The sequence below is a fragment of the Bradyrhizobium sp. 179 genome (assembly GCF_023073535.1).
GTDB lineage: Bacteria > Pseudomonadota > Alphaproteobacteria > Rhizobiales > Xanthobacteraceae > Bradyrhizobium.
Genome location: NZ_JADPJR010000020.1, coordinates 34,068 through 57,442 on the forward strand (window position 1 = coordinate 34,068; position 23,375 = coordinate 57,442).

The window sequence follows — 23,375 nt, forward strand, 5'->3', positions numbered from 1 at the left end:
CCGCTTAGTGCAGCCGTCCGGGCCGGTCGTCGTCGTCGTGCGGCGGCTCGGACAAATTCGCCAGCGTCGGCGCCGAAGGCGGTGACGCGACCTCACCTCCCGCCGGCGCGGTGGTTTCCATCGCCCGCGCCTGATCGCGGTAGGATTTGTAGCCGAGCGGCAGACAGAGCAGATAGAGCACCGTGCCGATCGACAGCACGTGCCAGGGATAGGCGATCAACAGCGCGATGAAGACGATGACGGCGACGAACGCCGGCAGCACCAGCTCGGGCGGCACGCGCATGCGCTTGGTCTTGCCGGAGAACACCGGCAGGCGCGACACCATCAGGAAGGCGATCAAGAGCGTGTAGGCTGCCGTTACCGCCGCGGGCCAGCGTCCGAAATCGAGGAACGCGACATAGATCGGCAGCAGCACGGTGATCGCGCCGGCCGGCGCCGGCACGCCGGTGAAGAAGTTGGCCGCAAACGCCGGCTTGTTCGGATCGTCCATGGTGGCGTTGAAGCGCGCCAGGCGCAGGCCGCCCGAGATCGCGAACACCATCGCGGCAATCCAGCCGGCATTGCCGAGCTCGTGCAATTGCCAGAAATACAACATCAGGCCGGGCGCAACGCCGAAATTGACGAAATCGGCGAGGCTGTCGAGCTCGGCGCCGAATTTGGACTGGCCTTTGATCATGCGCGCGATGCGGCCGTCGATGCCGTCGAGCGCGGCCGCGAACACGATGGCATAGACCGCGAGCGACATCCGCCCCTCAATCGACAGCCGGATCGAGGTCAGGCCGGCGCAGATCGCCAGCAGCGTGATGACGTTGGGCACCAGCATCCGCACCGGAATCGGACGGAACCGCCGCCGGCGCGCGTCAGGATCTTTGAAATCGTAGGGCGTCATGGCTCGTCCTCACCTCAAAGCGAGATATAGCAAGCCGCGCTCCCCTCCGCCATTGCGGCGGAACGTTCCCTGGAACGACTTATTGGTTAATTGGTGCGATAGGTGCGGCTGGGGTCGTCCCCGGCAAGATCGGCCAAAATCGTCTCGCCGGCGATCGCGGTCTGCCCTTCCGATACCAGCGCTTTGGTACCGACCGGCAGATAGACGTCGAGCCGCGAGCCGAAGCGGATAAGACCGAAGCGCTCACCGGCGCCAATCGCCTGCCCTTCCTTGACAAAGCAGACGATGCGCTTGGCCACGAGGCCGGCAATCTGGATCACGCCGATCCGCGCCGTGGGCGTCGTGATCACCAGCGAGTTGCGCTCATTGTCCTCGCTCGCCTTGTCGAGCTCGGCATTGATGAACAGGCCGGGCCGGTAGGCGATACGGTCCACCCTGCCCGCGATCGGGCTGCGGTTCACGTGGCAGTTGAACACGCTCATGAACACCGAGATGCGCGGCAACGGCCGGTCGCCGAGCCCGAGCTCGGCCGGGGGGAGCGCCATGGTGATCATCGAGACGCGGCCGTCAGCCGGCGACACCACGAGCCCCTCGCGCACCGGAGTGACCCTGACGGGATCGCGGAAGAACAGCGCGCACCACACGGTCAGGATCGTGCCGATCCACCCCAGAGGGGACCACAGCCAGAATAGGATCAGGCTTGCCAGCGCGAAACCGCCGATGAAGGGATAGCCCTCCTTGTGGATCGGCGGGATCTGACGCTGGATCGAATCGAGAATGGACATCGCTCTCTGCCGCTGAAGGGTTGACGGCGCACGGGGCCGTCCCGCGCGGTGGAGTTGTTTAGGCCAGAGTTGGCACCCGAGACAAGGTCACTCCGCCGCCGCAGGCGCCGTCAGGGAATCATTGACCGGCGGCGGCTCCCGGTTGGGCGCCTCGCTACTGTCGGCCATCTTGGCCAGTTTCTCCCGCGCCGCCTCGGCCTCGCGCTGCCTGTTCCACATGCTGGCATAGAGGCCGCCCTGTGCGAGCAGCTTTGCGTGGGTGCCGCGCTCGGCGATACGGCCCTGATCCAGCACGATGATCTCGTCGGCGCCGACGATAGTCGAGAGCCGGTGCGCGATCACCAGCGAAGTGCGGTTCTTGGCCACGCGGTCAAGCGCGCCCTGGATCTCGTGCTCGGTGTGGGTGTCGAGCGCCGAGGTAGCCTCGTCGAGCACCAGGATAGGCGGCGCCTTCAACACTGTGCGCGCGATCGCGACGCGCTGTTTCTCGCCGCCGGAGAGCTTCAGGCCACGCTCGCCGACCTGGGTCTCGTAGCCCATCGGCGCCAAGCGGATGAAATGGTCGATCTGTGCCAGCCGCGCCGCCTCCTCGACCTCGACATCGCTGGCGTCCCAGCGGCCGTAGCGGATGTTGTAGCGGATGGTGTCGTTGAACAGCACGGTGTCCTGCGGCACCATGCCGATGGACGCGCGCAGCGAAGCCTGCGTGACGTCGCGGAGATCCTGGCCGTCGATCAGGATCTTTCCGCCGGAGACGTCATAGAGACGGAATAGCAGCCGCGAGATCGTCGATTTGCCCGCACCCGAGGGGCCGACGATCGCGACCGTCTTGCCGGCCGGCACCTCGAAGCTGATGCCCTTCAGGATCGGCCGCGTCGGCTCATAGGCAAAGCGCACGTCGTCGAAGCGCACCGTGCCGGCAGAGACGACCAGCGGCTGCGCATCGGGCGCGTCCTTGATCTCGGCCTCGCGGCCCAGCACACCAAACATCTTCTCAATGTCGATGATCGCCTGCTTGATCTCACGATAGACCATGCCCATGAAGTTCAGGGGCTGGTAGAGCTGGATCATCATGGCGTTGACCAGCACGAAATCGCCGACCGTGTTGGTGCCGTTGCGCACGCCGATCGCACACATCAGCATGGTCGCGGTCAGGCCGAGCGTGAAGATCACGGCCTGGCCGGTATTGAGCACCGCGAGTGAAGTATACGTGCGGACGCTCGCCTCCTCGTAACGCGCCACCGACCTGTCATAGCGCTGGGCCTCGCGCGCCTCCGCGCTGAAATATTTGACGGTCTCGTAGTTGAGCAGCGAGTCGATTGCCTTGGTGTTCGCCTCGGTGTCGGAATCATTCATCTTGCGGCGGATGCCGATCCGCCACTCGGTCGCGATGTAGGTGTAATACATGTAGAGCGCGACCGTGATCAGAGTGGCGACCACGTATCGCCAATCGAACTGCCAGAGCAGCACGGCCATCAGCAGCGAGACCTCGACGATGGTCGGGATCAGCTGCAGGATCACCATGCGCACGATGACCTCGATGCCCTCGCGGCCGCGCTCGAGCACCCGCGTCAGGCCGCCGGTCTTGCGCTCGAGATGGAAGCGCAGCGACAACTCGTGCATGTGAATGAAGGTGATGGTCGCAAGCTTGCGCACCGCATGCATGGCGACGCGGGCGAAGATGCCGTCGCGCCATTGCGTCAGCACGGCCATCAGGATGCGCATCGCGCCGTAGCTCGCGGTCAGCAGTAGCGGCGGGGCGATCACCCAGAGCTGCCAATTGTCCGCCTGCACCGGCGCCGTGTTGGCGCCGGTCAGCGCGTCCGTCGCCCATTTGAAGCTGAACGGCACCGCAAGCGTGATCAGCTTCGCGGCGAGCAGCAGCACCAGCGACCAGACCACCCGCATCTTCAGGTCGAAGCGGTCGCCCGGCCAGATATAGGGCCACAGATGCGCCAGCGTGCCCATCAGCGTGGCCCGCTCCAGCCGTTCCCCCGCGGGAGGATCAGGAACGTCGGCTCCGTCGAACGATTGAGGTTGGTCCATCAAAAAGCCTGAAAGCCCGCCGGATGCGGGCGGCGTTACGATTTTCGATTTTCGCCCGTCATATAGAGCCTTCCCGATGCCAGCGCACCCCGCCAGATGGCGAATCTTCGATTGTTTGTCGCTATTTGCCGGTAGATTTGCGGGAGTCCCGAATCACCGATTGGACTTGACGCCTCTTCGCTGCAATGCATCATGGCACCAATGAGCACAATCAAAACCGTCTGTGTCTATTGCGGCTCCGGCCCCGGAACCAATCCCAACTTTACCGAAGGTGCCAAGGCATTCGGCAAGGCGCTCGCCGAGAACAACATCCGCCTGGTCTATGGCGGCGGCTCGCTTGGCCTGATGGGCGCGGTCGCGACCTCCGTGCTGGATCACGGCGGCACCGTCACCGGCATCATCCCCGACTTCCTGCGGCTGCGCGAGAACGCGCTGACGCGAGTGCAGGAGATGATCGTCACCCCCGACATGCATGAGCGCAAGCGGCTGATGTTCGAACGCTCCGATGCCTTCGTGGCGCTGCCGGGCGGCGTCGGCACGCTGGAGGAGCTGGTCGAGCAGATGACCTGGAAGCAGCTCGGTCGTCACGCCAAGCCGGTGCTGCTCGCCAACATCGACAATTTCTGGGAGCCGCTGTTCTCGCTCTTGTCGCATATGCGCCAGACCGAGTTCATCCGCGCCGGCCTGTCGATCGACATCCTCAAAGCCGATCGCGTCGAGGATATTCTACCGAAGCTGAAGGCAGCCGCCGCCCAGGTCGCCGAGGCGGAAAAGCAGATGGCTCCGGAAGTGGCACGCCGGCTGTAAGGATTACGCGCTCGGAAACGTCACCGCCTCGATGCGATTGCCGTCGGGATCGCTCACGAACGCCGCATAATAGCGCACGCGATCGTGGGGGCGAAAGCCCGGCGCGCCATCGGAGGCACCGCCGGCGGACAGCGCGGCGGCGTGAAACGCATCGACCTCATCAGTCGTCTTCGCCCGCAGGCAGATGTGCACGCCGCTCTCCGGCGGGACGTGCGGCATGCCCTCGCGCAAGTTGATCCAGAACTCCGGATAGGCCTTGCCGAAGCCGACCGTCCGCGGCCGCGTCACGAGGCGCGTGAGGCCGAGCGCGGATAGCGCGGCCTCGTAGAATTTTGCGGCGCGATCGAGATCGCTGACGCCGACGGAAATGTGGTCAATCATTGGTCGCTCCCCCTCTCCGCTATCATTCCGGGCACGCGAAGCGTGAACCCGGAATCTCGAGATTCTCAGGTGCGCAATTGCGCACCTTAGTTCGGCCCTGCGGACCGCCCCGGAATGACTCCCTGATAGCTACGCCGGCGCCCCCGACTTCACCAGCTTGTAGATCACCGAATCCATCAGCGCCTGGAACGAAGCGTCAATGATGTTCGGAGACACGCCGACCGTAGTCCAGCTATCGCCGTTCTCGTCCTCGCTTTCGATCAGGACGCGCGTGACCGCACCGGTGCCGCCGTTCAGGATACGCACGCGATAGTCGATCAGTTTCAAGCCCTCGATGTAGGTCTGGTACTTGCCGAGATCCTTTCGCAAGGCGACGTCGAGGGCGTTGACGGGACCGTTACCCTCGGCGGCTGAAATCAGGCGCTCGCCGGCGACGTCGACCTTGACCACAGCCAAAGCGACGGTGACGCGCTCGCCATGCGAATTGTAGCGCTGCTCGACATTGACGTCGAACTGCTCGACTTCGAAATAGTGCGGCACCTTCCCGAGCGTCCGGCGCGCCAGGAGCTCGAACGAGGCGTTTGCGGATTCGTAGGCGTAGCCCGCCGCCTCGCGCGCCTTCAATTCCTCGACCAGGCGCGTCAGCTTCGGATCGCTCTTCTCGTAAGGAATGCCGGCGCGGTCGAGCTCGGCAATGACGTTGGAGCGTCCGGCCTGGTCGGAGACCAGCACCTTGCGGTGGTTGCCGACCAATTCCGGCAGGACGTGCTCGTAAGTCTGTGGATCCTTCAGCACGGCGGAGGCGTGAATGCCGGTCTTGGTGACGAAGGCGCTCTCGCCGACATAGGCCGCATGCCGGTTCGGCACGCGATTGAGCATGTCGTCGAGCGTGCGCGAGACCTTGACCAGCGTTGCCAGCTTCTCGGCTGTGACGCCGATCTCGAAGGCGTCGGCAAAGCCCTTCTTCAACCTCAGCGTCGGGATTAGCGAGCAGAGATTGGCGTTGCCGCAGCGCTCGCCAAGGCCATTCAGCGTGCCCTGGATCTGCCGTGCGCCGGCGCGCACCGCAGCGAGCGAGTTGGCCACCGCCTGCTCGGTGTCGTTATGGGCATGGATGCCGACGTGATCGCCGGGGATGTGCTTCGTCACTTCGGTGACGATGTCCTCGACCTCGTCAGGCATGGTTCCGCCATTGGTGTCGCACAGCACCACCCAGCGCGCGCCGGCCTCATAGGCGGCCTTGGCGCAGGCGAGCGCGAACGCCGCGTCTTCCTTGTAGCCGTCGAAGAAGTGCTCGCAGTCGAGCATCACCTCGCGGCCGGCGGCATTCGCGGCCGCGACGCTGTCGCGAATCGAGGCGAGGTTTTCCTCCTTCGTCGTCTCCAGCGCAACGCGCACCTGATAGGCCGATGACTTCGCCACGAAGCAGATCGCGTCGGCCTTTGCTTCCAGCAGCCCGGCCACACCAGGGTCGTTGGAGATCGAGCGCCCGGCCCGCCGCGTCATGCCGAAGGCGGTAAAGCGCGCATGATTAAGCTTGGGCTTGGTCGCAAAGAATTCGCTATCGAGCGGATTGGCGCCGGGATAGCCGCCCTCGACATAATCGATGCCGAGATCATCGAGCATCGCCGCGATGACTTGCTTGTCGGCCAGCGTGAAATCGACGCCGTTGGTCTGCGCGCCGTCGCGCAGCGTGGTGTCGAACAGATAGAGACGCTCCTTGCTCATTGCGGCGCTCCGAGCGTCTTCTTCATGGTGGTGTTGGCGAGCCACTCGTCATTGATGGCGACGCTGTTGCGCTGCTGGGCGGTGTAGCCGCGCTTGGCGAAGAAGCCCTGTGCGGTGTCGCTGGCATCGACCGAGAGGCTCGTCGCACCGCGACCGCCGGCAAGCTTCTCCAGCGCATCGACCAGCATGGTCGCAACGCCCTGCCCGCTCACTCCGGGATGCACATAGAGCATGCGGATATGATCGTTGCCGCGCAGCGAGGCGAAACCGATGGGCGAGCCTTCCAGCGTCGCGACCAGGGTCAGGTCGGCGGCGAGCCCCTTGCCGAACTCTTCGCTTTCCGCCGTCTCCATCCAGGCCTGCTGCTGCGCCTCGCTATAATCGTCGCCGGTCAGCTCCTCGATGCTGGCGGTGAAGATCGCGGCGAGCACCGGCACATCATCAGGCAGGAAGGGCCTAAGTGCGGGCTTTGGCAAAGTCTGTCCCATCGTCCTCACCACATCCCATAGAGTTTCAGCACGATCGCCACGGCCGCGCCGAGCAGTGCGATCTTCAGCGCGATGTAGTAGAGCCAGTGCCGCGGAAAAGGCGTGTCGGGCCGCTTCATCGCTTAAGCTTCCAGGTAGTCGTGCCGTCTTTGTGATCCACGAGTTCGATTCCCATCGCGGCAAGCTCATTTCGAATACGATCGGACTCCCCAAAGTCCTTACGGCGACGGGCGGCCGTCCGTTCCGCGATGAGGCGTTCGACTTCCTTCGCATCGATGCCGCTCGCCTGTTGCTTGCGGCCTTCCCATTGCGCAGCGCTCTCGGAGAGAAAACCGAGCAGCCGCAACGATCCCGCCAAGCCGTTCACGTCGCTGCCGCGCAAGCCGTGCAGCGCCGCGATCGCAAGGGACGTGTTGAGGTCGTCCAGCAGCGGCTCGACCACGGATGCTGCCGGCCTGCCGGGTTCGACGTCGGCCGCAACGCGATACCAGTCGTCGAGCGTCTTGGCGCTCTCCTCCAGCGACTTCATGGTCCAGTCGATCGGCGAGCGGTAATGCGTCTTCAGCATGTTCAGACGCAGCACCTCACCCGGCCAATCCGCCAGCAGCTCATGGATGGTGATGAAGTTGCCGAGACTCTTCGACATCTTCTCACTCTCGACCTGCAGGAAGCCGTTATGCATCCAGTAGTTCGCCATGCGCTGCTGGTGGAAGGCGCAGCAGGTCTGCGCGACCTCGTTCTCGTGATGCGGGAACACGAGATCGATACCGCCGCCATGGATGTCGAAATGCTCGCCGAGATGCTTCCAGGCCATTGCCGAGCACTCGATGTGCCAGCCCGGGCGTCCCTGCGCGGCGATGCCCGCCGGCGATGGCCATGACGGCTCGCCCGGCTTTGACGGCTTCCACAGCACGAAGTCGGTGTTGCCCTTCTTGTAGGGCGCGACATCGACGCGGGCGCCGGCGACCATCTCGTCCAGCGAGCGATTGGACAGCGCGCCGTAGCGCGGCAGGCCGGCATTGGCCGCGTTCATTGCCTGCGGCGAGAACAGCACATGATCCTCAGCGACATAGGCAAAGCCGCCGGCGACGAGCTTTTCGATGATCTCGCGCATCTCGCCGATATGCTCGGTCGCGCGCGGCTCGACGCTCGGTCGAAGCGCGCCCAGCGCATCGACGTCGGCATGAAACTGCCGGCCCGTCTCCTCAGTGACCTTGCGGATCGCCTCGTTCAGCGGCAGGCCGGGAAAATCCCGCGCGGCGCGGTCGTTGATCTTGTCGTCGACGTCGGTGATGTTGCGGACATATTTGACATGCGCCTCGCCATAGAGATGGCGCAGCAGCCGAAACAGCACGTCGAACACGATCACGGGTCGCGCATTGCCGATATGGGCGAAGTCATAGACGGTCGGTCCGCAGACATACATGCGCACGTTGTTCGCATCGAGCGATACAAAGGTCCGCTTTTCCCGGCTCAGCGTATCGTAGAGGCGCAATTCCATATGGATACCCGTCGGCTGTTGGCCGGGCGTCCAAGGCTCTCAATGTTTTTGAGAAAAGACGGCTCCAGCCAGCGAATCGCTAGCTCGTAATCTCGCGGCAAATGGCGCAAATGGCGAGGAGACCGTTCATGCGGCCACATATGGGCTATGAGGCGGCTCCGCGTCAAGAGAGCCGCGAAAACGCCGCTTTATCTCCGCAAAGCGCGCGCCTCGCCCTGCTGGTTCATGATCCTTAACCACTTGAGCCCATTCTGGAACTGGCGGTTCCATTTTTCTCACGGGTATTTTCATGCGATCCTTGCTCGCGCTGATTTTGTGCGCCGCCACCCTTACGGCAGCCAGCGCTTACGCCGAGACGCGCGTCTTCATCATTGTCAACCAGGCGGACGGCTATGGGATCGCGCGCACCTATTGCCAGTCACGGGATTTTGCCCAGGCCTCGGCCTATCGCCGGGTCGATCCCGACGAAATTACCGGCTCCGTCCCAAATCCGGCGCAAACTGCTCCCATGGCCGTTGCGACGAATATGTCGCAATCACCTGCCAGCGCTGAATTCGCTCGGAACTGGCGGGCCTTAGGCCCAATCTTTGGCCCCTGAAACGACGTGACGATGCCGCAGGAAGCGGCTATGGGAGGGCGCGCTTCGGCCCTCAAGTCACTTCGGTTTCCCAAGTCACATTGGGCCGTGACCTCGCTAGAATGGCGGATATGCCTGAATTGTTGTCCCTGCCCCGTGCCCGCTTCCTCCTTGTCTGCACCGTGCTCTTGAGCACGGTCGTGCTCGCCACCGGCGCTTTCGCGCAGGTCGGCCCTCCGGGACCGCCGCCTCAGCCCGGCCAGAACGGGCTCGGCTCTAATCCGATGTGCGTGCGGCTGGAAGGCCAGCTCGCCGCACTCGACCGCGGCGGCGGTGGTGACCCCGCGCGCGAAGAGCAGATCCGCCGCTACCAGGATTCCCAGACCCGCCAGCAGGCCGAGCTCGATCGCGTCACCATGCAGGCCAAGCGCATGGGCTGCGATTCCTCCGGCTTCTTCTCCCTGTTCAGCGGCCAATCCGCGCAATGCGGCCCGGTCAACACCCAGATCCAGCAGATGCGCGCCAATCTGGATCAGATCACTGGCAATCTCGAGCGCCTGCGCGGCGGCGGCCCGGGAGGCTTCAGCCCCGAGCGCGACAATCAGCGCCGCTCGGTGCTGGCGGCGCTGGCGCAGAACAATTGCGGCCCGCAATATGCCAACGCGGCGCAGTCGCAAGGCGGCGGCAACTTCCTCAGCAATCTGTTTGGCGGCAATAACGCGGGCAATCCGCAAGCCGTTCCACCCGCCGATCTCGGCCCGCAATCCGGCACCTTTCGCACCGTGTGCGTGCGCACTTGCGACGGCGCCTATTTCCCGATCTCGTTTGCGACCGTGCCGGCGCGCTTTCCCGACGACGAGAAAACCTGCAAGGCGCTGTGCCCGGCCGCGGAAGCCGTGCTCTACACCCATCGCAATCCCGGCGAAGACATGAACTCGGCGGTCTCGATCGGCGGCCAGCCCTACACGGCGCTGCCGACAGCGTTCAAGTTCCGCAGCGAGTTCAACCCATCCTGCTCCTGCAAGGCCGCAGGCCAGACCTGGGCGGACGCGTTGAAATCGGCGGACGACAAGGCCGCAGTCGAGCAGCAGGGCGACATCATCGTCACCGAAGAGAGCGCCAGGAAGATGCAGCAGCAGCGGCTCAACAAGGGCACGCCCGCGAATGCCAAGAAGGGCGCAGCTTCGGCGCCGACGACGGCCAATACGCCGGCCACGACGCCGCCGGCAGATACCCCCACCACCGCTAACTCCGAGAACAAGCCGATCCGTTCAGTCGGCCCGACCTTCCTGCCGCAGCAGCAGAAGTAGTCACAAACTCAACTGTCATGCATCCGCCTTCGCGGATGATAACAGCGTGTTATGTGGGGAGAGCGTTCGTCCATCCGGCCGAGCTAGGTTCCTACCCCTCGAACGCGTCGATAGACGCCTTGCTGCCGCGCGTCACCAGCGCCTCATCTGCCGCCGGCAACGGCTCGCCCTTGTCGCGGAATCTGTTCGTGATGGGATAACGGCGATCGCGGCCGAAATACCGGGCCGTCACCTTCACGCCGGGCGCGGCCTGGCGGCGCTTGTATTCGGCGACGTTGAGAAGATGGTCGATGCGGGTGACCGTCTCGCGGTCAAAGCCGGCTGCGATGATGTGATCAAGTGGCTCCTCGCGTTCGACCAGACGTTCCAGGACGGCATCGAGCACATCGTAGGGCGGCAGCGAGTCCTCATCACGCTGGTTCTCGCGCAATTCCGCGGTCGGCGGGCGCGTGATGATATCCGGCGGAATGACCTCCCCGGCCGGTCCGAGCGCGCCCTCCGGCTTCCAGGAATTGCGCAGTGTCGCCAGCCGAAACACCTGCGTCTTATAGATGTCCTTGATCGGATTGAAGCCGCCGTTCATGTCGCCATAGAGCGTGGCGTAGCCGACCGACATTTCCGACTTGTTGCCTGTCGTCACCACCATCAAGCCGGTTTTGTTGGAGATCGCCATCAAGAGCGTGCCGCGGGTGCGGGCCTGAAGATTTTCCTCGGTGATATCTGGCGGCAGATTCTTGAAGAGGCCGGACAGGATGGTCTCGAACCCGTTCACCGCTTCGGCGATCGGCAAAACCTCGTAGCGGATGCCGAGATGGCCCGCGAGCTCGCCGGCATCCGCAATCGAGTGTGGTGCCGTGTAGCGATAAGGCAGCATCACGCCATGCACCTGATCGGCGCCGAGCGCATCGACCGCGATCGCCGCACACAGCGCGGAATCGATGCCGCCGGAAATGCCGAGCAGCACGCCCGGAAAGCCGTTCTTGGCGACGTAATCGCGGAGGCCCAGCACGCAGGCGGCATAATCGGCCTTGTCGCCCTCGGGCTGCTCGGCGATCGGCCCGGTGCAGCGCCAGTCGTCACCATTCCTGGTGAAGCGCAGCGTGACCATGCTCTCCTCGAACGCCGGTAATTGCGCCGCAAGCGAGAGGTCGCCATTGAGCGCGAAGGACGCTCCGTCGAACACGAGCTCGTCCTGCCCGCAGATCTGATTCAGATAGACCAGCGGCAGGCCGCTTTCGGTGACGCGCGCCACGGCGACCGACAGGCGAACGTCATTCTTGTCGCGGGCGTAAGGCGAGCCGTTCGGCACCAGGATGATCTCGGCGCCAGTCTCCGCCAGCGTCTCGACCAGGTTTTCGTAGTCCTCGGACTCTTCCAGCCAGATGTCCTCGCAGATCGGCACCCCGATGCGCACGCCACGCACGGTCACGGGTCCTGCTGCGGGTCCCCGCGCAAACAGTCGCTTCTCATCGAACACGCCGTAGTTCGGCAGATTGCACTTGAAGCGTAAGCCGGAGACACGGCCGCCATCGAGCAGCGCACAGGCATTGTAAAGCCTGCCCTCCTCGACCCAGGGCGTGCCGACCAGCATCGCCGGACCACCGTCCGCGGTCTCGCGCGCCAGGCTTTCGATCGCGGCGCGGCAGGCGGCCTGGAACGCCGGCTTCTGCACCAGGTCCTCCGGAGGATAGCCGGCGATGAACAATTCCGGAAACAGCACGAGGTCGGCACCGTCGGCGGCGGCTCGCGCGCGCGCCGAGCGTGCCTTCGCAGCATTGCCCTCGATGTCGCCCACGGTCGGATTGAGCTGGGCGAGCGTGACCGCGAATGCGTTGAGACGTTCGGTCATGGACCGCCCTTGTTCGATCGTCGCTAGACGAAACCCAATCGCTCGATGAGCGCAAAGATCCAGAACGCGCCGGCCATCAGCAGCGCAACGCCGACGGCGGCCGAGCCCATGTCCTTGACCCGGCCGATCTGCTTGTCGTGGTCCATGGTCAGGCGGTCGGCGAGTTTTTCGATTGCGGTGTTGAGCAGCTCGACGACCAGCACGAAGGCGACTGCACAGACCAGCTCGACCGCGCGCATCGCGGTCGCGCCGATGAACCAGGCCAGCGGCAGCGACAGGAGGAGCACAAAGATCTCCTCGCGGACGGCCTGCTCCGAGCGGAACGCAAAGGCCAGACCGTTCCGGGAATTGATCGTCGCCTTCCAAATTCGCAGCAAGGTTCTAGAGCCCCGCTGCGGCGGGCATCGGCCTGGCTTTGCCGGCGCGTTCCTGCTTCAGCAGCTCGGCAATCAGGAAAGCCATGTCGATGGATTGCTCAGCATTGAGACGTGGATCGCAGACCGTGTGGTAGCGGTCGTTGAGATCCTCGTCGGTGATGGCGCGGGCGCCGCCGAGGCATTCGGTGACGTCCTGGCCCGTCATCTCCAGGTGCACGCCGCCGGCATGGGTGCCTTCCGCGGCGTGGACCGCAAAGAACGACTTCACCTCGGATAGGATGCGGTCGAACGGGCGGGTCTTGTAGCCCGACGTCGAGGTGATGGTGTTGCCGTGCATGGGATCGCAGGACCAGACCACCACCCTGCCCTCGCGTTGCACGGCGCGGATCATGTTGGGCAGATGCTCGCCGATCTTGTCGGAGCCGAAGCGGCCGATCAGCGTCAGCCGGCCCGGCTCGTTGTCGGGGTTGAGCACGTCGATCAGCTTCAGCAGTTCGTCGGGCTTGAGTGACGGGCCGCATTTGAGCCCGATCGGGTTCTTGATGCCGCGGAAATACTCGATATGCCCGTGATCGAGCTGGCGGGTGCGGTCACCAATCCAGATCATGTGGCCCGAGGTCGCGTACCAGTCGCCGGTGGTGGAATCGACGCGGGTCAGGGCCTGCTCGTAGCCGAGCAGCAGCGCCTCGTGGCTGGTGTAGAAATCCGTGGCGCGCAGCTCGGGATGGCTTTCGAGATCGAGGCCGCAGGCGCGCATAAAGTTGAGCGCGTCCGAGATGCGGTCGGCCAATTCCTTGTAGCGGCGGGACTGCGGGCTATCCTTGAGGAAGCCGAGCATCCATTGATGCACGCTGCCGAGATTGGCGAATCCGCCGGTGGCGAAGGCGCGGAGCAGGTTCAGCGTCGCGGCCGACTGGCGGTAGGCCATCAGCTGGCGCTGCGGGTCCGGCACGCGCGCTTCCTTGGTGAAGGCGATGTCGTTGACGATGTCGCCGCGATAGCTCGGGAGCTCGACGCCGTTCACCTTTTCCGTCGGCGACGACCGCGGCTTGGCGAACTGGCCGGCGATGCGGCCGACCTTCACCACGGGGACGGCGCCGGCGTAAGTCAGCACCACCGCCATCTGGAGCAGCACGCGGAAAAAGTCGCGGATGTTGTTGGCGCCGTGCTCGGCAAAGCTCTCAGCGCAGTCGCCGCCCTGGAGCAGGAAGGCCTCGCCGGCCGCAACCCGTGCCAACGCCTTCTTCAGATTGCGCGCTTCGCCGGCAAATACCAGCGGCGGAAAGGTCGCAAGCTGCGCCTCGACGTCGGCCAAGGCCTTGGCGTCAGGATAGTCGGGCACCTGTAGCACCGGCTTGCTGCGCCAGGACTCGGGCGTCCACCGCTCGGACATCGCAATCTCTCCGTGAAGCAAAAAGCGCAACCTGATCTGTGGGTTGCGAGGGCCGCCTTATACACAGGCTGGTCTCGTCCCGCCAGTTGTAAATCCATTCCGCATTGCAAACCCTTGCGGGCAAAGTCGAATTCGCAATTGCTAGGAAACGGTCGGCGATCAAACCGGAGGTGTTGACGGTCAAGCCATTCGACGTCGGCGCCACCGCCCCGATCACCGCGATAAGGTGTGGGGCGGCGTCGCGGACTGGACCCAGACCCAGGGGGAATGACGTCAGCGAATGATCGTCGTCAGAGACGAGTAACGCCTGTTCAGCCTGGCTTCGCCCGGCGCGAATTGCGCAAATGCGTCGCTAACACGCACCGCCGGCGGCGTATCGCTAGAAAAGCGAAATTCCTTCGGCCGCGGCGCGTAGAAACTGGTGCGGAAATAGGCGTCGTCGAAGCGTGCCTCGCCGACCCCGAACAATGCGTCGCAGAGAAGCAGGAGCGCGTACACTCCTGCCGCTGCGGCGACGATCTCCCTGAGAATAGACATGCGGATGCCCTGCCCTTTTGCCGGGGAGGATGCACGCTGGTTCCAAAGTCGAGGTTTAAAGCCGCGCGCTTCTTGTTCGCAGGGTTTGCCGCTGCTGTGCGGATTGCAGGCAATTTTATCGATCCGGAAAAGGGAGCCCGCCCGGCCAAGCGACCAGGCGGGCCCAAGCTTGGCCGCTCGGGAGGTATCGGACGGCCGGATTCCTCAGCCGTGGCTTGCCTCCTTGCGATGGCCGCTCTCGCTGAGGCGATCGACCCAGGCGATGCCGATCGCCGAGATGATGAAAGTCAGGTGGATCAGCACCTGCCACATCACGCCGCTTTCGGTGAAATTGCTGCGCGTCGTGCCGAGATTGCCCGCCTCGATGAAGGTCCTGAGCAGAGAAATCGAGGAGATGCCGATGATCGCCATCGCCAGCTTGATCTTGAGCACGCTGGCATTGACGTGACTGAGCCATTCCGGCTCGTCGGGATGCCCAGTCAGGTTCAGGCGGGAGACGAAGGTCTCGTAGCCGCCGACGATCACCATCACCAGCAGATTCGAGATCATCACGACGTCGATCAGCCCGAGCACGACCAGCATGATCTGTTGCTCGCTGGCGTCGAACGAGTGCAGGACCAGGTGCCAGAGCTCTTTGAGGAACAGCAGCACATAAACGCCCTGCGCGATGATCAGGCCGACATAGAGCGGCACTTGCAACCAGCGCGAACCAAAGATGAGCTGCGCAAACGGGCCGATCTGCGGCCCCTCCGCGGCATGCGCCGAAGCTGCTTTCGGTTCAGACGTCATTGATCACTCCGGATTGCAAATGGGAACGCGCCTCACAGACTCGCGATGACAGGCGCGAGCTCGAGCGAGCCCCGATAGATCATCTCGAAGGCGACGTAAACGATGATGGCGAGACCGACATAGGCGATCCAGCGCTGCTTCTGCAGCACGCGGCCGAGCAGGTCGGCGGCAACGCCCATCATCGCCACCGACAATAATAGGCCGAAGGCAAGGATGTAGGGGTGCTCGCGCGCGGCGCCCGCAACCGCGAGCACGTTGTCGAGCGACATCGAGACGTCGGCGGCGACGATCTGCAAGGCCGCCTGGCCGAAGGTCTTATGCGGCGCAGGTGCTCCGGCGCCGCCGCCATGCTCGAACGCGAGCTGGCGCGAATGCGCGGACTGCTCGCGCAGCTCGCGCCACATCTTCCAGCAGACCCACAGCAACAGCACGCCGCCGGCGAGCAGGAGGCCGATCACCTGCAGGAGCTGGGTCGCAACGCCGGCGAAGACGATGCGGAGCGCCGTGGCGGCGACAATGCCGACGACGATGGCGCGCCGGCGCTGTTCGGCCGGCAGTCCCGCCGCGGCAAGACCGATGACGACGGCGTTGTCTCCGGCCAGCACGAGGTCGATCAGGATGACCTGAAACAGCGCGGTCAGAGCATCGGCGGTGATGAATTCTGTCATGATCGATCGTTTTTCGGTACAGACGGATCGAGCCAGTGCGGTTTCTTGCGTTCAACCCAATCCAGGACCTTGGCGCGCGAGGAGCGCAGCAGCGGCACGTCTTCCGCCAGCAATGCAAGACCGAGCGGCAGCATCCAGACGCCGAGCACCGGCAGAAAGGAGAGCACGCCGCCGACAATGAGCAGCAGGCCCGAGGGAATCCTGATCCAGCGGCTGGACGGCTTGAGCAGATAGGTGACGGCGTCGCCCATGCGCGGCGGCAAGCGATGGACGAGCTTGTCGAGGCGCGGGTCGCCGCCGGCCAACTGGCTGGCGGGGCCCGTGGCCCCATTCGTAGGCTCGTCCGAAGCTGCGCTCATGCTCACTCCTCTGCCGCCACGGGCTGTTGAGCGCGCGCAGCACCCGATGCGACCTGCTTTGCACGCGGCAGGGCCAGCGTCAGCAGGCGCAACAGTTTGATCGCCTGCACCTCATGCGGATGCACGTCCTCGTCGGCAGCGGCGACCCGCTCCGACAACTCCATCAGATGCGACGACAGCGGCATGTCCGAGACCGGCCGCAGCGTATCGATCACGACGTTTGCAAAATCCGGCTCCTCGAGTCGCCCCGCGAGTGTGTCGAACATCGCAAATAGCCTTTCATCCTCGATATGAGGTGCCAATCCGCGATCGCGAATGAAGCGAATCACCTCGTCGCGCTCGACCGGCGAAACGCGCCGGTCGGCCACGGCGACGAGCGCGCCGGCAATGACCAGCGCCGCCGCAGCCTGCTCGTTCAGGCTGGACGGATCGGCGATCTCGATCGGATTTGAATGCTTGGCGTCAGACATCGTTGCTCCCTAAGCTTGCGAAATGGCCGCACGGAGCTGCGATGGAACGACTGGTCGGAGAGAACCGAAGAAGGCCCGACGATCGGCCGATCCATCGCATTCGCGCGGGACAGGTCATCCGACATCACGAGGTTTGCCGACATGGTCGGCGTCCTCGCCAGAGGGGCCCGGATTCTTGTTCCTCTCAGACATAAAGACGGGGCTGTCGGAATCAAGGCGATACGGCTGCGACCAGCCGCCGCATTGGGTTCCATATGGCCATGGAAGCGGGCTGGAGTCGATCTTTCGTGGCTCGCCAAGTGATGCAATGCGCTACGCGGTCACACACCTCAGGGCGACGGTGTCGGGTTGGCGCTCGTTGCATAGCGAGCCAGCATGAATGGATGCACCTGGCGAAGTGCTCTTCATCCTACCCGCTCGACGAGATGCGCACGCGAGGGCGACGGCTCGAACCTGTCACCAAAATACTGCGTTTCGTGCGCCACCAGGCCTTCGCGGAATTCCATGATACTCACGACGTAGGATGGCACCCCATCATAGCTCAGGACGAATTCGCTCACCCAGAAATCGCCTCCACCGGCAATCCGCCGGACCGTGAATCGCTTCCTGTTCGGCTGCGCGAATCGACTCTCCTGAATGTTCCTACGACCGCGGATGCGCTCGCCGGACTGCGGATAGTCGAGCACGGCATCCTCGCAGTAAATGTCATGCTCCGCCTCGAAATCGCTCGCGTCCGAAGCATCCCAATGGCGCTTGAGCGCGGCTAGCTTGGCTCGATCATTCATCTCGATCTCCATCGATTTTCTCGCATCCTAGCAACGAAGCCGGCCTTCGTCGCGCTCCCGACATCACCGGGAACCATGAGGGAGTCAGAGCTGTTGGTGCAGCTCAAGACATATCCCCGAGAGGATCCCTCATGTGCCGCTGGATCGCATACCGGGGCGAGACCACGTCCTTCGAGCCCTACGTCACCGAGCCCGAGCATTCGCTGGTCGCGCAGAGCATCCGCTCACTTCAGTCGACGGCGGGCTCGAACGGTGACGGCTTTGGCCTCGGCTGGTACGGCGAGCATCCGGAGCCAGGTCTTTATCGCGAGACGCGCCCGGCCTGGTCGGACGAGAACCTGCGCTATCTCTGCCGCCATCTGCGCTCGCATTTGTTCTTCGCGCATGTGCGCGCGGCCACCGGCACGGCCGTGACGCGGCAGAATTGCCATCCCTTCGCCTGCGGCCAATGGATGTTCATACACAATGGATTCGTCGGGAGCTGGAATCGGCTGCGGCGCAAGGTCGAGGCATTGATTCCCGATGCATATTACCCATCGCGGCTGGGCACGACCGACTCGGAAGCCGTATTCCTCGCCATGATGGGCGCGGGTCTGGATAGCGATCCGCTCGGCGCAACTCACCGCGTGCTGCAAGCTCTCGTCAGTCTCGTCAACGAAGGCCACCTGCGCGAACGGCTGCGCTTCACCAGCGCGATCGCCAACGGCCACGATCTCTACGCGTTCCGGGTTGCGGTCAACGACGCCGCGAACACGCTGTATTTCCGCGAGGCCGGCGGCCAGGTCGTCGTCGCGTCGGAGCCGTTCGACAAGGATGAGGATTGGGCCGAAGTGCCGCCGAATCACACGCTGATCGCGCGCGCGTCCGAAAGCGTGAAGATTGTTCCGTTCACTCTTGCAATTACGGGTGAGTGCGAGGCGGAACCCGTCCCGTCCAGAAGGATTGTTGCCGGCAGGTAATACCTCGGCCGGGTGGGATGATGACATTTGCTTCAGACGTTTTGAAACTGCTGCGGCTCGATCCGTCCGACGACAGGCAGCACTTCGTCATTCGCTCCGCCGGCGGAGGCGGCAAGGCGGCGGAATATTCGTTCGGCATCGAGGAGGAATATTTCCTCGCCGATCGTCGCAGCCTGGAGGTCGCGATCGAGACTCCCAACGAGCTGTTCGAATCGGCGAATTGGTCGACCGGCGGCCAGGCGATGCGGGAAATGCTGCAATCCCAACTCGAGGTCGCGACCAACATTCACGTCGAGGTCAATGACGCGCGCGAAGAGCTCCGCTTCCTGCGCCGCGAGGTCGCAAACGTCGCCGCGCAATACGGCTTCGTGATCATGGCCTGCGGCACGCATCCGACCGCGGTCTGGCGCATGTCGCAGCCAAGTCCGAAGCCACGCTACGAGGAGATGATCGAGGATTTGCGCAGCATCGGCCACCGCAACATGATGTGCGGCATGCATGTGCACGTCCAGCTGCCAGATCCCGAGAAGCGCATGGCGGTGATGCGGGCGATGCTGCCGCATCTGCCGCTGTTCATCGCGCTCTCCGCCTCGTCGCCATTCTGGAATTCGCACAAGACTGGACTAAAGGGCTACCGGCTCGCCGCCTACTCCGAGCTGCCGCGCACCGGCCTGCCCGAACTGTTCGAAAGCAAGCAGGACTTCGACGACTATGTCGGCGCGTTGCAGCGCTCTGGCGTGATTCCCGACGAGAGCCACATCTGGTGGGCGATGCGACCCGCGATGCGGCACCCGACCCTCGAGCTGCGCGCGCCCGACACCTGCACCTTCATCGACGACGCCGTCGCAATCGCCTCGCTCTATCGCTGCCTGACGCGGCACCTCTACCTGCGGCCCCACCTGTCGAAGGAGGTCACCGCGGTCGAACGCGCGATTGCGGTCGAAAACAAATGGCGCGCCCAGCGCTACGGCACCGATTGCATCTTCGCCTCCAAGGACGGGCCCGTTACGATCTCGGAGCTGCTCTCCCGCGTGATCGACGACATCGCCGGGGACGCAGCGGCACTGAACTGCGCCGCGGAGGTCGAGCACTGTCGGACCATCGTTGCGCGCGGCAGCTCCGCAGAATTCCAGCTTCGCGCCTATCGCGAACATGCCGAGGACATCGGGGCAGTCTCGCGCTGGATCGCAGCCTCGACCATCTCAGGTACGAGCGCTCCGATTGGCAGCGTTCCTGCTCCGTCATAACGCCCGCGCAAGCTTCGGCAACGAAATGTCGTCCTGAATTCGGGCATCGTGGAGGAACCTCATGAAACGCATCACGTCTTGCTCCGGCTGCGGCCATGGACTTGTCCCGATGCTTTCGGCCAAGGGCCGCGCGGAATTCAGCTGCCTCTGGTGCGAAGGCATCGACGTGCGAACGATGGACATGGCGAAGTGGGCGGACAGCCCGTCCGGCAAGCCTGAGCGGGCTGCCCGTCAGTCGCTCGAATGAGCGGTCGCCCCGTTCCGGTCAGATCCTCGCCGCCACGCGTTGCGGCGGAATATTGCCGGCTCCGGGAGGCGATCAGCCGATGATTTTCGCGGCTGCCGGCGCCGCCGGAGATAGAGGCAGTTGACGAGGATCGGCTCGTCATCGCCGAGCGTTGCACGCTCCTTGACGAGCAGGCTCATGACCGAACGCATCTTGAGGATTTCCTGCGCGATGAAGCTGCAGTCCTCGTCCCGATCGACCTGCTCACGCATGATGGACTCGGCCTCGAGCATGCTGACCCGCAGCGCTCGAATGGTTCTGCGGATTTCGTTGACACGGTTGTCCATCGCTGCCTCCCTGACGGTCGCAGCATAAGAACAAAACGTGAACAGACCGTCAAGGCCTCACAGGCCGAGACCTCACAGTCGAAAGGCTACTCCGCCGCCTGGCGCACGTGGCGTGCGGTCGGCGTGCGCATGGTAACGAGCTCTTCGGCCGCGGTCGGGTGCAGCGCGATCGTCGCATCGAAATCGGCCTTGGTCGCCTTCATCTTCACAGCGATCGCGACCGCCTGGATGATCTCGGCGGCGGCATCGCCGACGATGTGGCAGCCCAGCACGCGCTCGGTCGCCCCGTCGACGACGAGCTTCATCAGCACGCGGGTGTCGCGGCCCGACATCGTCGCCTTGATGGGGCGGAACGTCGTCTTGTAGATGTCGACGTGGCTGTACTGCGCCCGTGCCTCCGTCTCGGTGAGGCCGACGGTGCCGACCTCTGGCTGCGAGAACACGGCGGTCGGGATATTGGCATGATCGACCCTGACCTCGCGCTTGCCGAACACGGTGTCGGCAAAGGCGTGGCCCTCGCGGATCGCTACCGGCGTCAGGTTGAAGCGGTGGGTAACGTCGCCGATCGCATAGATGCTGTTGACCGAGCTCTTCGAGAAACCATCCACCGCTATGCCGCCATTGTTCGGATTGATGGCGACGCCGGCGTTCTCAAGACCGAGATTGGCCACCGCAGGATGGCGGCCGATCGCGAACATGACCTGATCGGAGGCGAGACTCGACCCGTTCGACAGATGCGTGGTGAACTCCTCGCCGTGCCGATCGACCTTGGCCACGGTGCAGCCGGTGAGGATGGTGATGCCCTGCTTCTCCATCTCGGCGCGAACGTGGGTCCGAACATCCTCGTCAAAACCGCGAAGGATGTTGTCGCCGCGATAGATCACCGTGACGTCCGAGCCGAAGCCGGCGAAGATCCCGGCGAATTCCAGCGCGATGTAGCCGCCGCCCTGAATCACGATCCGCTTCGGCAACTTTTTCAGATGGAACGCCTCGTTGGAGGAGATCACGTGCTCGATGCCGGGTATCGTCGCGCCATGGTTTGGCGCCCCGCCGGTGGCGATCAGGATGTACTTCGCCGTGATCTTGCGGTCGTTCTCGAGCAGGCGGACAGTGTGCTCATCCTCGATCACCGCCCGGCTCTTGACGATCTGCGCACCCGACTTCTCGACATTGGCCGTGTAGGCCGCCTCGAGCCGCGCAATCTCCTTGTCCTTGTTGGCGATCAGCGTCGGCCAGTCGAAGGTGGCTGGCGGGACTGTCCAGCCGAAGCCGGCGGCGTCCTCGAGCTCGTGACGAAAATGCGAGCCGATCACGAACAGCTTCTTCGGCACGCAGCCGCGGATCACGCAGGTGCCGCCCATGCGGTACTCTTCGGCGATCATCACTCGGGCGCCGTAACCAGCCGCGATGCGGGCGGCCCGCACGCCGCCCGAGCCGCCACCGATGACAAAGAGGTCGACGTCGAATTCAGCCATTGTCCACTCCGACCTCTTTCAGAGCATGTTCCGGAAAAGTGTGGAGCGGTTTTCCGAAAAGATCTTGCTCAAATAACAACCTGGAGCGCGATGACGCGCTTTAGGACTCCTATCAGATAGGTGCGCTCAGATCTCCTTGCCACGCTTGCGCATCTCGGCGCGGAAGGCTCCCATCACTGTCTCGGAGAAGTTCTGGGCCCAGGAATTCATGAAGGCCATGCTGAGGCCGATGGCGCGCGGCTCGGCCTCGATCAGCTTCTTGCCGAGCGGCGACCTGTAGAAGGTGACGAGGTCCTTGAGCTCCTGCTCGGTGAACTCGCTGGCATAGATCTGCGCCATGCCTTCGCCGATTTCGTTCTGGCGGCCGTTGAGCTGCTGGGCGACGATCGGCGCGACCTCGTTGAGGTCCTTCTGGTAGTTGAGATTCTGCTGGATCAGCGCGATCTTGGTCTTCTCGACGAGGCCGGGCACGGCGCCGCTGTACATCGCAGTCGCGTTCTTGATCTGCAAAATCTCCTTGGCCGCCGCAATCGCCGCAGGCGAGGCTTTCGGCTGGGCCGGCGCGGCGGCCTTTGGCGCAGCCTGCTGGGCCATTGCCGGGGCGCCTGAAAGGGCCAGTCCCACGGCCAGGGTCGCAGCCGGCAAGAATTTCAACACGATCTTCATTCCTAGTCTCCTTTCGGCTTGCGCCGTTCAATCACGCGGATTCCCTCGCCGCCCGCCAAAACGGCCGAGCCGGCCAAGCCGATGAACAACCCATGTTCGACCACGCCCGGAATCGCGCTCAACGCTTTGGCGAGACCGGATGGATCCATAATACGTCCGAGCTGGGCATCGACGATCCAGTGGCCGCCATCGGTGACGAAAACGTGGCCGTCTTTGGCCTTGCGGACCGCCATCTGCCCGGAAACGCCGCATTCGGAAAACGCCGTCTCGATCGCGCGACGCGTTGCCCCAAGCCCGAACGGGATGACCTCGACCGGCAGCGGAAAGCGGCCGAGCGTCGGCACCCATTTGCTCTCGTCGGCAATCACGATCATGCGATCCGACGCAGCCGCCACGATCTTCTCCCGCAGCAGCGCCCCGCCGCCGCCCTTGATGAGGTTGAGCTCGGGATCGATCTCGTCGGCGCCGTCGACGGTGATGTCGAGATGGTCGATCTCGTCGAGCGTGGTCAGCGGCACGCCGCAACGCTCGGCGTCCGAGCGCGTCGCTTCCGAGGTCGGTACGCCGATCACCTTGAGCCCGGCGGCGACGCGCTCGCCGAGCAGCTCGACGAAATGTTTTGCGGTCGAGCCGGTGCCGAGCCCGAGCTGCATGCCGTCACGCACCTCCTCGAGGGCGCGCGCGGCCGCCTGCCGCTTTAACTGGTCCATGTTCAC

General features: G+C 64.0%; 24 protein-coding genes and 2 pseudogenes. 6 read left to right on the forward strand and 20 right to left on the reverse strand.

The features are described from left to right. Positions 1 to 4: 4 nt before the first annotated feature. The 3 genes and pseudogenes from IVB12_RS03540 to IVB12_RS03550 form a co-directional block, all read right to left on the reverse strand. On the reverse strand, positions 5 to 889 hold the full coding sequence (locus IVB12_RS03540; protein WP_247295693.1) for a phosphatidylcholine/phosphatidylserine synthase: 885 nt from the start codon (positions 887 to 889) through the stop codon (positions 5 to 7). 86 nt (positions 890 to 975) lie between these two features. Then, a pseudogene (locus tag IVB12_RS03545) lies at positions 976 to 1,689 on the reverse strand (phosphatidylserine decarboxylase); the annotation flags it as partial. A 72-nt stretch (positions 1,690 to 1,761) separates the two neighbouring features. Further along, the gene (locus IVB12_RS03550; protein ID WP_247295698.1) at positions 1,762 to 3,720 is read right to left on the reverse strand and encodes an ABC transporter ATP-binding protein/permease; all 1,959 of its coding nucleotides are present in this window, start codon (positions 3,718 to 3,720) and stop codon (positions 1,762 to 1,764) included. Positions 3,721 to 3,921: 201 nt separating this feature from the next. On the opposite strand from IVB12_RS03550, the gene IVB12_RS03555 reads away from it, so the two are divergent. After that, positions 3,922 to 4,527 (forward strand): TIGR00730 family Rossman fold protein, encoded by a 606-nt coding sequence (locus tag IVB12_RS03555; protein ID WP_247276820.1) that lies wholly within the window; start codon positions 3,922 to 3,924, stop codon positions 4,525 to 4,527. Between the two features lie 3 nt (positions 4,528 to 4,530). Here IVB12_RS03555 and IVB12_RS03560 read toward each other — a convergent pair whose 3' ends face one another. The 4 genes from IVB12_RS03560 to cysS form a co-directional block, all read right to left on the reverse strand. Then, positions 4,531 to 4,908: a VOC family protein gene (locus IVB12_RS03560; protein ID WP_247295701.1), complete on the reverse strand. Its 378-nt coding sequence runs from the start codon at positions 4,906 to 4,908 to the stop codon at positions 4,531 to 4,533. Between the two features lie 129 nt (positions 4,909 to 5,037). Continuing rightward, on the reverse strand, positions 5,038 to 6,636 hold the full coding sequence (cimA, locus tag IVB12_RS03565; RefSeq protein WP_247295704.1) for a citramalate synthase: 1,599 nt from the start codon (positions 6,634 to 6,636) through the stop codon (positions 5,038 to 5,040). Then, positions 6,633 to 7,124 carry a GNAT family N-acetyltransferase gene (locus IVB12_RS03570; protein WP_247295707.1) on the reverse strand — a complete coding sequence of 164 codons (492 nt, stop codon included), beginning with the start codon at positions 7,122 to 7,124 and terminating at the stop codon, positions 6,633 to 6,635. The genes cimA and IVB12_RS03570 overlap by 4 nt, the downstream gene beginning before the upstream one ends. A 115-nt stretch (positions 7,125 to 7,239) precedes the next feature. Further along, positions 7,240 to 8,625 carry a cysteine--tRNA ligase gene (gene cysS / locus IVB12_RS03575; protein WP_247295709.1) on the reverse strand — a complete coding sequence of 462 codons (1,386 nt, stop codon included), beginning with the start codon at positions 8,623 to 8,625 and terminating at the stop codon, positions 7,240 to 7,242. Between the two features lie 289 nt (positions 8,626 to 8,914). On the opposite strand from cysS, the pseudogene IVB12_RS03580 reads away from it, so the two are divergent. Further along, a pseudogene (locus tag IVB12_RS03580) lies at positions 8,915 to 9,177 on the forward strand (hypothetical protein). 147 nt (positions 9,178 to 9,324) lie between these two features. After that, on the forward strand, positions 9,325 to 10,512 hold the full coding sequence (locus tag IVB12_RS03585; RefSeq protein ID WP_247295711.1) for a DUF2865 domain-containing protein: 1,188 nt from the start codon (positions 9,325 to 9,327) through the stop codon (positions 10,510 to 10,512). Between the two features lie 91 nt (positions 10,513 to 10,603). Here IVB12_RS03585 and IVB12_RS03590 read toward each other — a convergent pair whose 3' ends face one another. From IVB12_RS03590 to IVB12_RS03630, 9 genes are all read right to left on the reverse strand, one after another. Next, a complete protein-coding gene (locus IVB12_RS03590; protein ID WP_247295712.1) occupies positions 10,604 to 12,361 on the reverse strand; it encodes an NAD+ synthase in 1,758 nt (585 codons plus the stop codon). A 23-nt stretch (positions 12,362 to 12,384) separates the two neighbouring features. Further along, on the reverse strand, positions 12,385 to 12,738 hold the full coding sequence (locus IVB12_RS03595) for a diacylglycerol kinase (protein ID WP_247276807.1): 354 nt from the start codon (positions 12,736 to 12,738) through the stop codon (positions 12,385 to 12,387). A gap of 4 nt (positions 12,739 to 12,742) precedes the next feature. Further along, complete coding sequence (locus tag IVB12_RS03600) at positions 12,743 to 14,131, reverse strand: 3-deoxy-7-phosphoheptulonate synthase class II (RefSeq protein WP_247276806.1); 1,389 nt, start codon at positions 14,129 to 14,131, stop codon at positions 12,743 to 12,745. 273 nt (positions 14,132 to 14,404) lie between these two features. Continuing rightward, complete coding sequence (locus IVB12_RS03605) at positions 14,405 to 14,668, reverse strand: hypothetical protein (protein ID WP_247295715.1); 264 nt, start codon at positions 14,666 to 14,668, stop codon at positions 14,405 to 14,407. A gap of 204 nt (positions 14,669 to 14,872) precedes the next feature. Further along, positions 14,873 to 15,457 carry a TIGR00645 family protein gene (locus tag IVB12_RS03610; RefSeq protein WP_247295717.1) on the reverse strand — a complete coding sequence of 195 codons (585 nt, stop codon included), beginning with the start codon at positions 15,455 to 15,457 and terminating at the stop codon, positions 14,873 to 14,875. Positions 15,458 to 15,489: 32 nt separating this feature from the next. Beyond that, on the reverse strand, positions 15,490 to 16,125 hold the full coding sequence (locus IVB12_RS03615; protein ID WP_247295719.1) for a TerC family protein: 636 nt from the start codon (positions 16,123 to 16,125) through the stop codon (positions 15,490 to 15,492). Then, positions 16,122 to 16,484, reverse strand: a complete 363-nt coding sequence (locus IVB12_RS03620; protein ID WP_247295721.1) for a hypothetical protein — start codon at positions 16,482 to 16,484, stop codon at positions 16,122 to 16,124. The genes IVB12_RS03615 and IVB12_RS03620 overlap by 4 nt, the downstream gene beginning before the upstream one ends. Positions 16,485 to 16,486: 2 nt before the next feature. Then, the gene (locus IVB12_RS03625; protein ID WP_247295723.1) at positions 16,487 to 16,954 is read right to left on the reverse strand and encodes a TerB family tellurite resistance protein; all 468 of its coding nucleotides are present in this window, start codon (positions 16,952 to 16,954) and stop codon (positions 16,487 to 16,489) included. Positions 16,955 to 17,358: 404 nt separating this feature from the next. Continuing rightward, a complete protein-coding gene (locus IVB12_RS03630) occupies positions 17,359 to 17,739 on the reverse strand; it encodes a nuclear transport factor 2 family protein (RefSeq protein WP_247295813.1) in 381 nt (126 codons plus the stop codon). Positions 17,740 to 17,870: 131 nt separating this feature from the next. On the opposite strand from IVB12_RS03630, the gene IVB12_RS03635 reads away from it, so the two are divergent. From IVB12_RS03635 to IVB12_RS03645, 3 genes are all read left to right on the forward strand, one after another. Next, positions 17,871 to 18,698, forward strand: coding sequence for a class II glutamine amidotransferase (locus IVB12_RS03635; RefSeq protein ID WP_247295725.1), 828 nt, complete (start codon positions 17,871 to 17,873; stop codon positions 18,696 to 18,698). A 20-nt stretch (positions 18,699 to 18,718) separates the two neighbouring features. After that, positions 18,719 to 19,945: a carboxylate-amine ligase gene (locus tag IVB12_RS03640; protein WP_247295728.1), complete on the forward strand. Its 1,227-nt coding sequence runs from the start codon at positions 18,719 to 18,721 to the stop codon at positions 19,943 to 19,945. 61 nt (positions 19,946 to 20,006) lie between these two features. Next, complete coding sequence (locus IVB12_RS03645) at positions 20,007 to 20,192, forward strand: hypothetical protein (RefSeq protein WP_247295729.1); 186 nt, start codon at positions 20,007 to 20,009, stop codon at positions 20,190 to 20,192. Here IVB12_RS03645 and IVB12_RS03650 read toward each other — a convergent pair. From IVB12_RS03650 to rpiA, 4 genes are all read right to left on the reverse strand, one after another. Beyond that, a complete protein-coding gene (locus IVB12_RS03650) occupies positions 20,177 to 20,518 on the reverse strand; it encodes a hypothetical protein (protein ID WP_247295731.1) in 342 nt (113 codons plus the stop codon). The genes IVB12_RS03645 and IVB12_RS03650 overlap by 16 nt on opposite strands. Positions 20,519 to 20,604: 86 nt before the next feature. After that, on the reverse strand, positions 20,605 to 21,993 hold the full coding sequence (gene gor / locus IVB12_RS03655) for a glutathione-disulfide reductase (protein WP_247295733.1): 1,389 nt from the start codon (positions 21,991 to 21,993) through the stop codon (positions 20,605 to 20,607). Positions 21,994 to 22,119: 126 nt separating this feature from the next. Continuing rightward, positions 22,120 to 22,659, reverse strand: coding sequence for a DUF2059 domain-containing protein (locus IVB12_RS03660; protein ID WP_247295735.1), 540 nt, complete (start codon positions 22,657 to 22,659; stop codon positions 22,120 to 22,122). A 2-nt stretch (positions 22,660 to 22,661) separates the two neighbouring features. Next, positions 22,662 to 23,375: a ribose-5-phosphate isomerase RpiA gene (rpiA, locus tag IVB12_RS03665; protein WP_247295737.1), complete on the reverse strand. Its 714-nt coding sequence runs from the start codon at positions 23,373 to 23,375 to the stop codon at positions 22,662 to 22,664.

Coding starts and splice junctions, on each gene's coding strand:
- IVB12_RS03540 (WP_247295693.1), bottom strand. CDS start 889: ATGACGCCCTACGATTTCAAAGATCCTGACGCGCGCCGGCGGCGGTTC.
- IVB12_RS03550 (WP_247295698.1), bottom strand. CDS start 3,720: ATGGACCAACCTCAATCGTTCGACGGAGCCGACGTTCCTGATCCTCCC.
- IVB12_RS03555 (WP_247276820.1), top strand. CDS start 3,922: ATGAGCACAATCAAAACCGTCTGTGTCTATTGCGGCTCCGGCCCCGGA.
- IVB12_RS03560 (WP_247295701.1), bottom strand. CDS start 4,908: ATGATTGACCACATTTCCGTCGGCGTCAGCGATCTCGATCGCGCCGCA.
- cimA (WP_247295704.1), bottom strand. CDS start 6,636: ATGAGCAAGGAGCGTCTCTATCTGTTCGACACCACGCTGCGCGACGGC.
- IVB12_RS03570 (WP_247295707.1), bottom strand. CDS start 7,124: ATGGGACAGACTTTGCCAAAGCCCGCACTTAGGCCCTTCCTGCCTGAT.
- cysS (WP_247295709.1), bottom strand. CDS start 8,625: ATGGAATTGCGCCTCTACGATACGCTGAGCCGGGAAAAGCGGACCTTT.
- IVB12_RS03585 (WP_247295711.1), top strand. CDS start 9,325: ATGGCGGATATGCCTGAATTGTTGTCCCTGCCCCGTGCCCGCTTCCTC.
- IVB12_RS03590 (WP_247295712.1), bottom strand. CDS start 12,361: ATGACCGAACGTCTCAACGCATTCGCGGTCACGCTCGCCCAGCTCAAT.
- IVB12_RS03600 (WP_247276806.1), bottom strand. CDS start 14,131: ATGTCCGAGCGGTGGACGCCCGAGTCCTGGCGCAGCAAGCCGGTGCTA.
- IVB12_RS03605 (WP_247295715.1), bottom strand. CDS start 14,668: ATGTCTATTCTCAGGGAGATCGTCGCCGCAGCGGCAGGAGTGTACGCG.
- IVB12_RS03610 (WP_247295717.1), bottom strand. CDS start 15,457: ATGACGTCTGAACCGAAAGCAGCTTCGGCGCATGCCGCGGAGGGGCCG.
- IVB12_RS03615 (WP_247295719.1), bottom strand. CDS start 16,125: ATGACAGAATTCATCACCGCCGATGCTCTGACCGCGCTGTTTCAGGTC.
- IVB12_RS03620 (WP_247295721.1), bottom strand. CDS start 16,484: ATGAGCGCAGCTTCGGACGAGCCTACGAATGGGGCCACGGGCCCCGCC.
- IVB12_RS03625 (WP_247295723.1), bottom strand. CDS start 16,954: ATGTCTGACGCCAAGCATTCAAATCCGATCGAGATCGCCGATCCGTCC.
- IVB12_RS03630 (WP_247295813.1), bottom strand. CDS start 17,739: ATGAATGATCGAGCCAAGCTAGCCGCGCTCAAGCGCCATTGGGATGCT.
- IVB12_RS03635 (WP_247295725.1), top strand. CDS start 17,871: ATGTGCCGCTGGATCGCATACCGGGGCGAGACCACGTCCTTCGAGCCC.
- IVB12_RS03640 (WP_247295728.1), top strand. CDS start 18,719: ATGACATTTGCTTCAGACGTTTTGAAACTGCTGCGGCTCGATCCGTCC.
- IVB12_RS03645 (WP_247295729.1), top strand. CDS start 20,007: ATGAAACGCATCACGTCTTGCTCCGGCTGCGGCCATGGACTTGTCCCG.
- IVB12_RS03650 (WP_247295731.1), bottom strand. CDS start 20,518: ATGGACAACCGTGTCAACGAAATCCGCAGAACCATTCGAGCGCTGCGG.
- gor (WP_247295733.1), bottom strand. CDS start 21,993: ATGGCTGAATTCGACGTCGACCTCTTTGTCATCGGTGGCGGCTCGGGC.
- IVB12_RS03660 (WP_247295735.1), bottom strand. CDS start 22,659: ATGAAGATCGTGTTGAAATTCTTGCCGGCTGCGACCCTGGCCGTGGGA.